The organism is Mesorhizobium sp. M1D.F.Ca.ET.231.01.1.1 (assembly GCF_003999155.2).
Classification (GTDB): Bacteria; Pseudomonadota; Alphaproteobacteria; order Rhizobiales; family Rhizobiaceae; genus Mesorhizobium.
This window is the reverse complement of the sequence record NZ_RZOZ02000005.1, coordinates 62,103-76,008: the sequence shown is the minus strand read 5'-3', so window position 1 is coordinate 76,008 and position 13,906 is coordinate 62,103. Positions and strand designations below refer to the sequence as shown.

Annotated in this window: 11 protein-coding genes and 1 pseudogene; 3 read left to right on the top strand and 9 right to left on the bottom strand. The window is 61.2% G+C overall.

Annotation, left to right across the window (positions count from 1 at the left end):
* Positions 1–991, top strand: a pseudogene (locus EN874_RS15450) (RTX toxin); the annotation flags it as partial.
* 519 nt (positions 992–1,510) lie between these two features.
* On the opposite strand, the gene EN874_RS15440 reads toward EN874_RS15450, so the two are convergent.
* The 5 genes from EN874_RS15440 to EN874_RS15420 all read right to left on the bottom strand — a co-directional run bounded on the left by EN874_RS15440 (position 1,511) and on the right by EN874_RS15420 (position 7,181).
* On the bottom strand, positions 1,511–2,512 hold the full coding sequence (locus EN874_RS15440; RefSeq protein WP_245513580.1) for a nucleotidyltransferase family protein: 1,002 nt from the start codon (positions 2,510–2,512) through the stop codon (positions 1,511–1,513).
* The gene (locus EN874_RS15435) at positions 2,503–3,654 is read right to left on the bottom strand and encodes a PqqD family peptide modification chaperone (RefSeq protein WP_127425516.1); all 1,152 of its coding nucleotides are present in this window, start codon (positions 3,652–3,654) and stop codon (positions 2,503–2,505) included. Before EN874_RS15435 ends, EN874_RS15440 begins: the two co-directional genes overlap by 10 nt.
* Before the next feature lie 190 nt (positions 3,655–3,844).
* Complete coding sequence (locus EN874_RS15430; protein WP_127425515.1) at positions 3,845–4,852, bottom strand: hypothetical protein; 1,008 nt, start codon at positions 4,850–4,852, stop codon at positions 3,845–3,847.
* A gap of 28 nt (positions 4,853–4,880) precedes the next feature.
* Positions 4,881–5,633: an AAA family ATPase gene (locus tag EN874_RS15425; RefSeq protein ID WP_168247500.1), complete on the bottom strand. Its 753-nt coding sequence runs from the start codon at positions 5,631–5,633 to the stop codon at positions 4,881–4,883.
* Between the two features lie 234 nt (positions 5,634–5,867).
* Positions 5,868–7,181, bottom strand: a complete 1,314-nt coding sequence (locus EN874_RS15420) for an O-antigen ligase family protein (protein ID WP_127425513.1) — start codon at positions 7,179–7,181, stop codon at positions 5,868–5,870.
* Between the two features lie 328 nt (positions 7,182–7,509).
* On the opposite strand from EN874_RS15420, the gene EN874_RS15415 reads away from it, so the two are divergent.
* A complete protein-coding gene (locus EN874_RS15415; RefSeq protein ID WP_127425512.1) occupies positions 7,510–7,758 on the top strand; it encodes a hypothetical protein in 249 nt (82 codons plus the stop codon).
* Positions 7,759–7,842: 84 nt separating this feature from the next.
* Here EN874_RS15415 and EN874_RS15410 read toward each other — a convergent pair whose 3' ends face one another.
* Positions 7,843–8,532, bottom strand: coding sequence for a sugar transferase (locus EN874_RS15410; protein WP_245516057.1), 690 nt, complete (start codon positions 8,530–8,532; stop codon positions 7,843–7,845).
* A 568-nt stretch (positions 8,533–9,100) separates the two neighbouring features.
* Here EN874_RS15410 and EN874_RS15405 point away from each other — a divergent pair.
* On the top strand, positions 9,101–10,069 hold the full coding sequence (locus EN874_RS15405; RefSeq protein WP_127425511.1) for a hypothetical protein: 969 nt from the start codon (positions 9,101–9,103) through the stop codon (positions 10,067–10,069).
* Positions 10,070–10,222: 153 nt separating this feature from the next.
* Here EN874_RS15405 and EN874_RS15400 read toward each other — a convergent pair whose 3' ends face one another.
* From EN874_RS15400 to EN874_RS15390, 3 genes are all read right to left on the bottom strand, one after another.
* The gene (locus EN874_RS15400; protein WP_127425510.1) at positions 10,223–10,981 is read right to left on the bottom strand and encodes a response regulator transcription factor; all 759 of its coding nucleotides are present in this window, start codon (positions 10,979–10,981) and stop codon (positions 10,223–10,225) included.
* 781 nt (positions 10,982–11,762) lie between these two features.
* Positions 11,763–12,551 (bottom strand): undecaprenyl/decaprenyl-phosphate alpha-N-acetylglucosaminyl 1-phosphate transferase, encoded by a 789-nt coding sequence (locus tag EN874_RS15395; RefSeq protein WP_245513578.1) that lies wholly within the window; start codon positions 12,549–12,551, stop codon positions 11,763–11,765.
* Positions 12,548–13,561: an NAD-dependent epimerase/dehydratase family protein gene (locus tag EN874_RS15390; protein WP_127425509.1), complete on the bottom strand. Its 1,014-nt coding sequence runs from the start codon at positions 13,559–13,561 to the stop codon at positions 12,548–12,550. The genes EN874_RS15395 and EN874_RS15390 overlap by 4 nt, the downstream gene beginning before the upstream one ends.
* Positions 13,562–13,906 lie beyond the last annotated feature (345 nt).

Here is a 13,906-nt window from a genome sequence, read left to right as displayed (position 1 = left end):
CAATTCCAGCACCGGCGTCATCACGCGATCGGGCACCGGCACGCTCAATGCCCAGTCCGAGCCGACGATCAATCTCCACGTCACAGCGACCTCGTCCGACGGCAGCACCGACACTCATGCCTTCACCGTCGCCGTCACGGCCAGCCAGTTGCCGACATCGGTGACCTTGGCGCACACCATTCTGACTTCGCAGTGGTCGCCGCCGAGTCCCGATCCGACGGATATCGTATATATTTCTCATCTCGGCACGCTGCTGGTTGCCGACAGCGAAGTCGACGAAATGTCCATTTTCACCGGCAAGAATCTCTACCAGATGAATCTGAACGGCACCCTGGCGGGCACGCTCACGACCATCAATTTTTCCGATGAGCCGGCTGGGGTCACTTATAATCCGACGAACCACCATCTCTTCTTTGCGGACGATACCGGCACGAAGAGCGTCTACGAGTTGAACCCAGGCAAGGATGGACTTTACAACACGTCCGACGATATCGTGACCTCATTCAAGACCGCCGCGTTCGGCAGTACGGATTCGGAGAGTCTTGCCTACGACACAAACCGCGGAGTGCTCTATCTCCAGGATGGCTCAACCCATAGGATTTACACCATCGCTCCGGGCCAGAACGGCAAATTCGACGGCGTCCCGAGCACGGGCGGCGATGATGTCGTGACGAGTTTTTCTACACAATCGCTCGGGACGCCTTCTGACGGGGGCATCGCGTATGATCCGGTCCACGACCTGCTTTATGTCATCGTGGCACGCAACTCTGTGGCAATGGTGACGCCAACCGGGGATCTGCTGGGCACGCTCGACATCTCCGCCGCCAACCCGAAAAAGCCGGCGGGGCTGGCGCTGGCGCCGAGCAGCGACGATCCGAGCCACCAAATGAGCCTTTATATCGTCGATCGCGGCATCGACAACAACTCGAATCCGACCGAGAACGACGGCAAGATCTACGAATTCCATTTGAATGATTGGCTGCTCGCCTGAACCTGACAGGGAGCAATTTTGCCCGGCCGAAGGAAGGGCTCGTTCGGCGCGTCCATCCAGGCGCGCCAGGCTGCCCGCCGCCGACAAACAAATGCCCGGACCGTCCTCGGCGGGCGGTCCGGGCTGTCAAAGTGAAGGACTAGAACCCTATGTCCTCAAAACGCTGCTTTCAGCGACCCTGAGGATCAAGCTTACGTCTGGCCGGGAGGGCCAATGTGGATGTGGTTCGTGTCCCCCCACCCATTGCCCGGGCGTGTTCCTCCCGATTTGGCGATCGCCCTGGAGTTCAAGCTCGTGCCGAGCAGAAGCGTTATGGCCGGTGGGGTCACCGCCGCAAAACGCCCCGCCTTCTTGAGAAAGTCCCGGCGCGCCTGAGCCTCTGAGACCAGAGTTTCCTGTGTCCGTTCCGAGCGTTTTGTGCCTTCGGTTGGCATGGCAAAACCTCCCCATAAGCGTTTCAAAATTTCACGGAATTTACTCTATGCTTCCCGATACATGGGTACTAGTTCACCAAAAGGCTTAGATTTTCGCGCCTGGAAGCAAGAGCGTGCGAGCGACGCGACGCGCGAGATCGGACGAGCCTCCTCGCGCCGAGCAGTCGGCACTTAGAAACCGCCGCGTTCCCCACATCAAATTGCCGGCCAGGCGCAAAGGCGCACCGATGATCGGGTGGGTTGCCGTGAAGACGCGCCTCCAGTGCTGGAACCGGACGATCGGGCGCCGTGCGCATCGTGCCGGGATCCTGGTTCCGAAGAAGTGATGCAAGGCCAACAGCTGGGTGTCGAGCGCATTGCGGGCGCTTCGATCCGACATGGATGCCTGCAGCGCCCTCCAATCCACATCGTCGCTCTCCGCCAACTGCGCCAGGTCATGAAGATGCCTGAGATCAATCCTTCCGCGCCAGTAGTCCCCCTCCTTCAGAAGGTCGTGCACGATCCAGTGCCGGGCCCGGGACTGGGCAGAAGGAATATTCACCCGCAAACCGTCTCGCTGGACAGGCATAGCGGGTTCAAAGCCGCGCGCCCGGCGCGCCCGGAGCTCCAGCATTCCGGCGTCCTGCTGACGAGCCATGCCTCGGTCACCCGCCACCTCGACGTAGCCGAGTTCTTCAAGGCAGGCTTGGGCGGTCGCCTCTTCAGCCGGTTCCACGGCCAGATCGAGGTCGCTTGTCATCCTGCTGGGAGCCCCGTCGGCCGGCGAAAGGAACAAAGGAACGGCGCCCTTGAGCAGTACCGGAACGATGCCGCAGCGATTGAGGGCCGCGACAGCTTCAAGCAGCTGGGCACGCAAGCGCAGGTTCCGCTCCCGATTGCAGTCGTGAACGAACCGAAGGTACTCGTGCACGTCCTGCGGCAATCGGTGGATCTGGCCGGCGCGCGCGAGGGACGAGAACAGGTCCGGCGTGAGCAGGGTTCGATTGGCCAGGGCAATCACAGCATGCCAGTCGGCCCAGTCGGCCGGGCTGCCGCGAAGTCCGGCGATCAACGCCTCGAGCGCGTTGCCCCTGCGCATCATCGGCATGCCTTCGTGATCAGCTCCACTGCGTCGTCGAGCTTCGAATAGGTCAGGCAATAGGTGCCCGCCGATCCGATTGCCTGGGTCAGTGCGTCGAAGGCGGCGCCGCTCAACTCCCGGCTTGGTGCGAACGCGCCGTTGAGCAGGACGCGCAATGCGCCAGCAGGATCGACCGGCTCCAGGCAAGCTTTCGCGTCGCGACCTCGACGAAGCTGGATCACGCAGCCGATCGGTATCGGAGAAGGCGGCGCGACCTTGCTGGGCACCGCAAACCGGACACGCCTGCGGTCCGGTCGGCGACAGACCGGGACAGTATCGAGACCGGGGTAGTGCTCGGCCACAAGCGGCCATGCTCCCGCCTTGACGGCCGGGGCAAACGGCAGACCAACGCCATGCCCTCGAGCGTCCAGCAGCGTGACATCATCGGAGGCGAAACCGAACCCTGCATGGACCAACGCCAGGGTCAGCGTTGTCTTGCCCGCGCCCGGCTTGCCGCAAAGAAGCACGGCGCGTTCATTTCTGACAAGCGCGGCCGCGTGCAGGGCAAGTTCGTAGGCGCCGCGATCGAGGACTTCGATCAGCAATTGCCCTTTCAGGATGACGGGCAGTTCGTCGGGCGCGCAAGAGAGAATCCAGTGGCCATCCCGGAACAGGTGTACCCGCCCTTCGTGCTCGACTAGCTGGAGCAGGACGTCGGCAGTTCCTCCTCGCACCTCGAGATGCCGAAATACGGCCATCGCGGGAAACGCGCAGGCTGCCGGGTAGTCGATGCGCATGGTAAGGCCCGCAATGGCGACAGTCTGGCTCACAGGCTCCTGAGCCGACGCAGACAACGGCGCGTGAGGCCGTATCAGGCTTAGCCGTTGCCAATCCCTCAGCGCGGCCTCGACATGCTTGTCTGCCTCGAGTCTATCGACGCCGCCGCGCGCCATCTCGCCCGAGATGGCGCGCGGCGGCATGCCTGCTTCCAGCGAGCGCCAGATCTCGGCGGCAGTATCGTTGACGGCAAAAACGGCCTGCTGGGATGGACTAAACAGGATATTTTGCCCCCTGACGCGTGCCAGCCGCCCTTGGGTCACAAACGTCGCGCAGCTGCCGGCGGCGGGGCCTGGCGCCGCCGTTCTGTCAAACGCCTCGTGCTGATTCATCGGGATAACCCCTCCCCGTCTGCCGAAACGCGGCGACGGTCCAAGCTGCAAAGCATTTCCAAAACATGCCTCCCGAAAGTGGGACCGGTTTCGGGACCATGCTTGAAATCAAAGACTTAAGGCAGGCCGCGTGAACCTTTTCCACGCGACATGCTTTGAGGAATTGAACGACCGGACTTGCCGGTGCCTCTCACAGCGCTTCGTCGGAGAACCGGGCCACGTTCTGATGCGCGGCGACCCACTGGATATGCGCCTTGTTCCAGTATTCGCGCGCGTTGGCCCCCGTCAGAACCCTGAAACCTGACGGCGGCATCGGCAATGCAGACGGGATTGGCTCATCGGGCAACCACAGCAACACGTTGTCCCGGCTTTCGATGGCCAGCCGCCAGGTTCTTTCCAGGCGACGGAACCCGCGCATGTTTGCCGAAGCCAATGCAAAAACCGATCCCGTGATCCTCAGCCTGGGCGACCGATCGACAGCCTTGATCGGTGCCTGATGCGTGATTTCGCCCTTTGAAAGAAAGGCGTGCATACGGATGAGAGTCCGGTCGATCAGCACGGTTTGCCCGGTTCCGTCCCGGTCGTCGTTCGACGCCGGGTCCACGCTGATCCCCGAGAAGCACCCATCGAACAGACAATCTTCGACGGTGCCGCTGAGGAGGTAGTCGTTCTCGACCGCGTCATCCCTGACTTCGCTGAACCAGCACCCTTTCAGGCGAAAGCCATCGGCCTGCTCGGCGAAACGGATGGCGTCCCAGCAACGCCGCACACGGACCCCTTCAATTGTCGCATTGGCGGTTCCGTCCCTGACAAGCAAGGCCGCGCTGTTGCAGTAGGTATCCCGCCAATCGGAGGTTAGCGGTACCTGGCCATCGAAGCGCCCGCCGATGAAGTGAACGCTGGGGCAGTTGCGGATGACGACCGGATAGCGATTGACCGGCAAGGTCCCCTCGTCGCAACCCATCATAGCGCCGGGATCGGTGTTTCTGCTGTTGGCAACTATGAAGGAAGCATTCCGAGCGTCGATTGTCGCTCCGGCTTCGAGATTCCGGATGGATTGCTGCTCGTAGCCATGCTCGCCTGCCAGAATGAGCTGCTTGCCCCCCGGCGTCTGCCCGCCTTCGGCCCGGCAGAAGCCCGGCAGCAGAGCAAACACCGGATACAAACCGGCAAGGCTGATCAGTGATCGGCGGTCCATCCTCATGCCCAATGGTTGACGGACGTGCTCATCGATCGGCGGAGTCGTCGTATCGCCGATGTCGTTCGAGACAGCCCAAAAGCACCGCCTCAAGCGCCCTTTCAGCCACGTCTTCGGGCGATGCAAGCCTTTCCACGTCGACTGACGCCAGTACGCCGACGTGATCCTCCGCGCCCATTTCCCTCTCAAGATCGGCGGCCAACTCGCGGCAGGTTCGGTCCGCAGCCGACCAGAGATCAAGGTCGCGATCGGCAGATGTCCTTTGCATCCGCGAGGACCGATCATTCCTCTTCAGAAGCCGATCCCGGGCCATGCCGGTCTCGGCGCGCAGATGGACAAAGAGCATGTCATCGACGCCAATAGCAGCCAGGATATCGAACCACTTCTCGGACGTTGCCCGATGCTTGCTTTTCAGCAATACAGACCAGAAGCCCTGCAGCAGCCCCTGGTCCATAATAGTGATAGTATTTTTCCGCTCCCTCTCGTTCTGGACATAGGCAAGCAGAACCGACATGTTCCAGATAACCTTGACGACATCGACAATCGATGATTGTCCGCTTTCGATGGCAAAGCGGGCTATTCGCATGAACAGTGAACGGAACTCACGATCCTTAAATCTTGGGGCAACGATACCGACCCTATGGATTTGCCGGGCGATGAAAGTTCTTGTCTCGGGCCAGATACGCACATCACCGACCAGCGGGCCGCAACGTCGCAAGCCGCTCGCCAACAGGCTGGAGGTGGTTGTCTTTCCGACCCCGGGAAGACCGAAGAATTCCACAAATCGAATGTCCGTTTGAAGCACGCGTGCTTCGGGGCTTGGCGGATGGCCTCCCGCCAGGTCGCGAACGTTTTGCGAAGTCATTGGATTGAAGTGGTAAGGTTGAATCGGCGAAGATCAACGGCTAGGGCATGATCCCGAACCAAAGGTCGGCGGAAGCAAAAAGCGGGAACCGGTTTCGCAGAAGACCATGCTCCAGCCAGAGTTGGATCAGGATGGCGATTCAGCGAAGCATCATCCTGATCTGGGAAGAAGCTGTTTTGTTTTTCCGCGTCCGAAGAGCTGCGATGCAGTCCCGGCGTACACCTTTGGATTCTCGTTAGATCTGATCTGCGACGATCGCTGCATGCCGCGGTACACCAGGAGCAGAGCCAGCGGCAGCCAGAAGAAAGCCGCGGTCGACGGACCGAAGGAATCGCTCATCTGGTTCGCTACGAGGTAATTCCACACGGCAACCGACGTTCCGAGCACCATCACATTCACTTCGGTCGCCTGCTCGCCCCTCCCTTTGTCGACCAATGTGTGAAGAATGGCGCAGACCAGATATGCCACGACCAGCACAACGACAATCAATACCAACCCGACGCCGGGCACTCCCAGCGTCCTGAAATAGTCGATGAACAGGTTATGGCTGTGCGGAGCGATGTCTTCCACCCACTGCCCTGCCCCCACGCCCATGAACGGATGCGTCAGGCCGAGATCGATCGATATGGACCACAGTCGTTGCCGCGACACGATCGAATGCGCCTCACCACCGGAAAGCTGAAGCGTCAGCAGCCTGTAGGCTCGCGGATTTAGGAACTCCAACGTCGCCAAGCTGGCTTGGAACAATATCGGGGCGGCAACCATCCCCGCGATCACCGTTACTGGCCGCTGCTTCCTTATCACCAGATAGATACTGTATAGCCCGAAGAACGTACCGAGACCTGCGACGCCAAGGACGAAATTCGTCTTGGACCCCGATTTGACCAGACCCAGAAGCCCCGCGAGCAGGCAACCCGAGAGGAGGATTCGGTGCCTTCGGGAAGCGACCAGCTTCGCAGCGACAAGCGGCAGACCGGCCGACAAGGCAATTCCGAGCTGGTTCGCGTGCTTGAAGTAGCCTTCCGCCCGATCGGCGAAGCGAGCGTCGCCCAGTCCGACGGCGACAAGGCAGGATGTAACGGCAACCATGATGACCATGGCCATCCCAATCCTGTCGATCGCCTCCAACCCCCTGGGCCTCGCGGCGATCACCGCAATCGTTGGAATAATGGCGAAACCGAACACCTGCGCGAAGACCGCGCGCATGGTCCTGATCGGATTGTCCGCGTAGAGCGCCGACATCAGGGACAGAATCATGATGAAAGCGGACATCGTCAGCACTGCCGCCGCCAAGGCCGCGTCAGTCCGATGAAGCCGTCTTGTCGTTTCGGCGTAGGGGACGATGCTCAGCACGGCGCAGAACAAGGCCAGCAAGAAGGAAAGCGAGCCGTCGGTGCCGGCTATCCGAGTGGCGCCGGGGAACCATATCGAAACGATAAGCAAAAGAATGGATGTCTGCAGCATCGATGGATATCACGCCGAAAATGCCACGCAGCGACTGCGCGCCAATGCCGGATTCAAGGCACGCTGCCGCACCGCGGGTGAAATGCTCCGCATACCTATTTCAATGAGCAGCGTAGGCGCAGCGGGTGGACAAGGAAATGAGCGAAACGGGGGCATTGGGACAAGGCGTCCTACGCCTTTTGTGCAAGCGGCGGAGGTACGGCCAGTCCCAGCTGGCAAGTCGGCAGCCGGTCAGGCAGCACGGCGGGATTGGGTGTTGGTACGGGTTCGCAGATGTGGGAGACTTGGGCGCGGCGCACCCGAGTCTTCCGCACCACAGGAGATCGCCGTGCTTTGGGGCCTTGCCACTGTCGGCGTGATCGGCATTTTGCTCGGATTTCGTGTTCGGGCACCGGCGCTCATCGTCATGACCGCGGTGATTGTCGTGGTCAGCGCGGTTGCAGGCGGCATCGGCAGCTTGTTCGATTGGAACCGTCTGCTTTCGATCCTGCTTTTCGTCGTCACGCTGCAGTGCGCCTACCTGCTCGGCGTCTTCCTTGGCGTTGTGTGGCGTCGCGCCCTGACCCACGGACAATGATCGACCGCGGCTGCCATTTCGTCGCCGGCGATGGACGTGTCCGACGCGGCTGTGCCGCCCAAGGTTCGCTGCCCGTCTCGCCGGTCAGGACGCATGATCGAATCTCATCACGGCGAAGACCGTCCGAATGAGAATGACGACATCGGCCCATATGGACCAGTTTCGCACGTAGCGGCTGTCGATGGAGACACGGCTGGGATAGTCTATTGCGTCTCTGCCCGTCACCTGCCACGCGCCGGTCAGCCCGGGCCGGGTTCGAAGGTAATCGAGCGCGCAGGCGCCGTAGCGTTGCAGTTCGTCCGGGACGACCGGTCGAGGGCCGACGCAACTCATGTCGCCGCGCAGCACGTTGATCAGCTGAGGCAGCTCATCCAGGCTCGACTTCCTGAGGATGTGCCCCAGGAATGTGATGCGCGGATCGTTCCTGAATTTCAAATTCTGCTCCCACTCCTTGGCGGCTTCGGGATTGCTCGCAAGATAATCGGCCAGAACCTGCTGGGAGTTGGCGACCATGGTCCTGAACTTATAGCAGGCGAAACGCCTGCCGTTGAAGCCGACCCGGGTGTGGGAGAATATCGCCGGTCCACCGTCGGTCACCAGTATCAAGAGGGCGACCACAAGCATGATCGGAGCGGCAAGGACAAGCGCGATCGATGCGACGGTCACGTCCATGATCCTCTTGGGCCGCCCCCCAAGCGGACGATGGTTTTGTCCGACGCGGATGCCGGGCCTGCGGTTCATGTCGAATGCGCTGATTGTCATGGGCTTCGCCAAGGAATACGGCTGGTTTCAACACTCAACTTTCACAGCGGCGGGTCATTCCCGGCAAGAACCGCAAAGGAGGTAGCGCCCTATCCGGCGCCGGTTACCCCCTTAGCCTGATCGGCGCATTGCCGGCGCGGTGTCGATAAGCCTTCTGATCAAACGGCGTATCACCGGGCACCCGTTTTCTGCAGTAGCGGTCCGGGCAAGTTCGACTGTATTGCGTGATCGACGAATTGGTTCCGGCCACGGGCGGTCAAGAGCGCCGACTGAATTCAGGCCCCAACTCTCGTGGCGAGGATGCTGAGACAATGTCTCGGCCACTCTTGCCGAACGCGCTGGCCGGCAACCGTCTGGCAATGCAACGCATGAAAAGCATGCGGCGTCGCGTCCGGGCGAGATCCGACGAGACAGGTCTTCCGCGTCAACGGATTACCAGCCTGCCTGATAGTGGAGAGCACGCAACGTGGCGCCCGTTCTGAAGCCCTGGTCCGGTGATCTTTCCGCAAGACCGGCCGCTCGCCATGTTCCCGAGCTCGACCGCTCGCAAACACTTGCTGTCGTCCGCAAGCAGATAGCTTTGCTCGGTCTCGATCTCTCCGGCCTCACCGTGGTGGTCGGCGCTGCGACAGGATACCAAGCGGCGGCCGCGGCAGCAGCGGCGCTCGCCAACGCCGACCGTGTCGTTGCGCTCACTCGCGTATCCTCCAGAAATCCGAACCTTGCCGCAGCCGAGGATGCGACGTTGGCATTTGCCGAATACGCCAAGGTCGCCGAACGCGTGGAAGTGACTAACCACATCGAAAGCCGCGAATGGCAGGACGTCGACATCATCACGAATGGTCCCCAGCTCGGGCCGATCTCGAGATCGCTCATCGAACTCCTGCCCTCTCATGCGGTTGTTTCGCTGATGGCTGAACCTTGGGAGCTTCGGCCAGGCGTGTTGGATTTCGACGCCTGTGACGAGGCCGGCATCAAGGTTGCCGCTCCAAATCTCAGCCACCCGGCCATAGGCCTGCTGCCGGAATTCGCGCGGCTGTGCCGGGTCTTGCTCGACGACGCCGGCGTTGACCAGCGTGCCTCGAGATTCGCCATCGTCTGCGACACGCCCTGCGCGCCATTCCTTGAGCATATGCTCGCCGAGCATGGAGCAAGGGTCGGTGTTTTTTCGCATCCGGTGCTCCTGACCGACGACGCATGGCAGGTGATCGTCGTCGCGATGCGGCCTTCCGCCAAACCACCAATGGACATCAACAGCCTGGGCCGTATTGCCAGGAAATCGCGCCAGACACTCCTGGTGCAGTTCAGCGGCGGGATCGACCGCTCGGCCGCCAGCTATTTCGGCCTCAGGGTTTGGCCGCCGAAGCGCCCCAACCGCGGCGAGCTGGGCCTGCCGCTCGAGACACTCGGACCGGCTCCGGTGATCCGCAGACTGACGGGTGGCCTGAAGGCCGCCGAAGCCGCGTATCGCGATGCGGAATTGGGCGGAGACAGCGTTGGATTTCTCGTGAAGGCAGGATCCGAGATGCTCGACCGGCAACGTGCCTGAAACATCGGCCCGAGCGTATCCGCTTCATAGGCCCGGAGGGCTGTCCAGCTTTCCGAACCCGAGACATGGCGGCGGATCTGAAAGAAATCCGCCTCCACGTCGAGGCATTGGCGCCGGACGTTCGCTTGGCGCTAGTCTAGGTCCGGGCAACCTTCAAAGCATCATCTGTCTAAGCTTGTAGGCTACCTCCGTGCGGTTCGTAGCTTTCAGCTTTTTCATGATGTTGCGGATATGGACCTTGACGGTGCTCTCGCAGAGGTTGAGCTCATAGGCAATGATCTTGTTGGCCTTGCCTTTCCTGAGCGCCTCCACGACCGCGGCCTCGCGCAGCGTGAACATGCCGGCAAGCGGACGGGCACCGTTTGCGGTCGAATGGATGATCTCGCGAAGCGCCAGCACGCAGCTGGCGGGCACGAAGATTCCTCCGGCGCGGGCGAGACCGATGGCCTCGGCGGCGACCTTCACCTTCACGCTCGTGGGAATGTAGCCGCGGGCGCCGCATTCGAGGGCCGCAAGAATTTCCCCTGGCTCGTCGGAATCCACCACGACGATCACGGGTACCGCGCCTACCTCGGAGATGAGGTGCACAAGTTCCGCCCGAACGCTTTGGTCGGTAACCTTTCTGGCCCCGAGAATGACGAGGATCGCGGAAGCCTCGGGCGCGCCGGCGACATGGTGGATCTCGTCAAGAGATCCCACGGCGCTGACGCGCAAAGCGGGATTGTGTTCGATAAGGCCCCGAGCAAGACATTCCCGCTCGAGTGCTCGCTTGTCGACAATGACGACCAGGCCTTCGGTCGGATGTCCGTCGTCGAGATCGGCTGTGCCGAGCCCGTTCATGTCCGTCAGATGCCCGTTCTGCAACGACCCTGTCGATTCCTTCCAGGAATCGGAAATTTGAGCATGTCCCATCGCCTTATTTACTCCTCTCCGCCGCCGACCTAGCCCGCTCCCCCTTTTTGTCTTGGCGCCCTCGCAAGGCTTGTCAGAGGCATGAACTGATACGCTCATTTACCGTGTGTCGGGCAACTGGCCGTTTAACTGAGGAATAGATTCAAGGAGTAGTGCATACGCCGGCCCAACCCACGGACGTATGGCATCCCCGCTCCATCGAGGTAATCCAGCCTCAAATGCATACTACGATGCTGTGGAAAAGGTGCATTAATCCCGGTTAACAATTTGGTAATTATATCTTAGGTGGCTAATATAGCCGAAAGGATGACAACCTTAAATTGCGATTTGGTAGTTAAGCATCCCAAAGCTGCGCATGAGCCTGGCTCGGCCTCGAAGCGGAGGTTTGCGGTTTGGAGGAAATGGCGCCACAATTCCAATGCATGTGCCTCAAAACTGCGCAGCGGTCTTGAGAGAACAACATGCATCAAAACAAAGACTTAAGGCGTTTCGCCTGAAGCCGTTTCAGCGCGACACGCTTTGGGAAACCCGTTGACCTCGGCTGCCAGCGCCCCCCACCCAACCGCTGCGGCCGGGGTTCCTTTTTTCGGCCGGCAACTCGAACAAGAACCCGCTTCAGACGCATGCCTGCCGCCGATAGTGACGCATCGCGAAGGCGCGGGCGCTCGGCCGTGCACGAAAACGGCTCGTTTTCCCCACACGATCGCCGCTGCCCGGGCAGGCATGGCCGATGACAGTCTCGCCGGCGGAAGGCGGCCGGGCGTCGCCTGCCCAGCCAGGTCTATGAACTCTGCCACGCGGTGAATGCCAAGCCTATCGCGAGCGCCATTGTTCCGTAGAGGACTGGCAGGGTCCTGGCGCTTACGCCGATCCGCAGCAGAGTGTGGCCGAGGTGGTCCGTGCCGCCGATCCAGGGGCGCCGTCCAAGCCGCAAGCGGCGGATGATGACGAATATTGCGTCGATCAGCGGGATAGCAAGCCACGCCAGTGAGGAGCCGAAACCGCGCTCGGAAGCCTGAAGCACGATTGCCGCGCCGAGCAGAAGGCTGCCGCTGTCGCCCATGAAGACACGTGCGGGCGGATAGTTGAAACAAAGAAATCCGGCGCACGCGCCCGCGGCGGCCAGGCCAGCATTGCCGCCGAGACCGAGAAAGGCGGCTGCGATCGCGCTCGCGGCCAGACCGTCAGCGTGATCGAGCATGTTGACCGCATTGCAGGCTATCCAAATGACGATCGGCACCCACCACACGCCTGTTACGACGCCGGCAAGGATTGCTGCAGCGGCCAGCGCCGCCGCCTTGTGACCGGGCGAAAGGGATCGGACGTCGTCGAGAGCCCCGACCAGGCAGAAAACGGACAGTAGGACGATATGACCGATCGGAAGCCACGGGGACATGGCAATCAGAAAGGCGGGGCCCGCCAATCGCGGAATCTCGCCCGATGTGTGCCAGCGGTCGCTCTTGACCTTGGAGACTGCCCCGATGCGCTCGGCCAGGCGCGCAAACAACCACACGCAGGGAACGGCGATAAGCAGGGCCCCGATGAACGGGACCAATAGTTCAAGTGTCAAGCCATCACTCGTTCGGTACGCATATGCTCAATGCAGTCGGCAATCGTCTGCCTCGTGCTTCGCACCGGGCGCCAGCCAGTCATGCTGGTCAAAAGATTTGTGTCAGGCACGCGATCGTAGGTTACCGCGAACCTCTCGCCATAGACGGCATTGGAGGGTTTCATGACGATCGGCGCGCTCGTCCTGGCCGCTTCAACCACCATCTTTGCAAGGTTGCCGATCTGCACCGCCTCGCTGCCGCCCAGATTGACCGGCCGCCCCCGCAAGGATCGGCACTGCATAGCGAGCAGCAAGCCCTCAGCGGCGTCTGCAACATGCAGGAATGCCCGCCTCTGCTCGCCATCGTCGTGCACAACGAGCGGCTCTCCGCGCAAGGCTGCGTTGACGAAGACCGGCAACACCAGGCCGGTCGCCAGGCGCTGCCGTGGCCCGGCCATGTTGAATGGCCGCACGATCCAGGTCGGGATGCCGAAATCGAAAAACAGCCCGGCGACCAGATGCTCGATTGCCGCCTTGGCCGCGGCATAGCCCCATCGCGGCCGCAGATCCGTCATCACCGGATCGGCCTCGCTGATCGGACGGTCGCGGCCTGAGCCGTAAACTTCCGAGCTTGACGTATAAAGCAGCGGGCGCCGGTGCAGCCGGCATGCCTCGACGATCGCGCTGCCCGACTCGAGGATGCCGCTGGTGACGGCAAAGCGTTCCTTATGGGCGCGCTGAACGCCGATCGGGCTCGCCAGATGGAACACGGCGTCGGCCTGACCGACCTCGTCGTGGACGGCCGCGTTGAACGCCGGATCGCCAACCCTGAAGGTGCGGATCGTCAGGCGGGGGTTGCCGGCCGGAAGATTGCGCAGCGAGCCGTTCGAAAGGTCGTCGATAACGGTTACACTGCAATTGCGCGCAAGCAGCAGATCGACCAATGCCGACCCGACAAAGCCTGCGCCGCCTGTGACCAGAACATGTGTTCGCGGGTCGAATTCAACCATGTCCGCGCTATGGTTGTCCAACTTGCCACCTCCAGAATGACCCGTGGCCTCGCAACGCACGGGACAGCCTTTCTATACAGTCAAGAACACGCTGAACAACTCGTTTTTCTATCAAGCGAGCGAGTTTTCGTCGTCCTCGACATATCAACGATTAAACACCACTCCCGATAGTTGCCAAGTGCCACACGCAGCGGTGACGGCGAACTGATTCTGCCACATACCTGCCACTGTGTAGGTTTTCGCCGGTCGAGCGTGAAATGAATTGTGAGGGTATCCCCATGTTTCTCACGGTTTTTAACCGTAGGAATATGCTAATTCTCGAATGGGATCGGGCGGAATTGTCGTTTCCACAAGTTGTCGAGCTCA

Coding starts and splice junctions, on each gene's coding strand:
- EN874_RS15430 (WP_127425515.1), bottom strand. CDS start 4,852: ATGGACCGCCGATCACTGATCAGCCTTGCCGGTTTGTATCCGGTGTTT.
- EN874_RS15420 (WP_127425513.1), bottom strand. CDS start 7,181: ATGCTGCAGACATCCATTCTTTTGCTTATCGTTTCGATATGGTTCCCC.
- EN874_RS15400 (WP_127425510.1), bottom strand. CDS start 10,981: ATGGGACATGCTCAAATTTCCGATTCCTGGAAGGAATCGACAGGGTCG.
- EN874_RS15440 (WP_245513580.1), bottom strand. CDS start 2,512: ATGCCGATGATGCGCAGGGGCAACGCGCTCGAGGCGTTGATCGCCGGA.
- EN874_RS15435 (WP_127425516.1), bottom strand. CDS start 3,654: ATGAATCAGCACGAGGCGTTTGACAGAACGGCGGCGCCAGGCCCCGCC.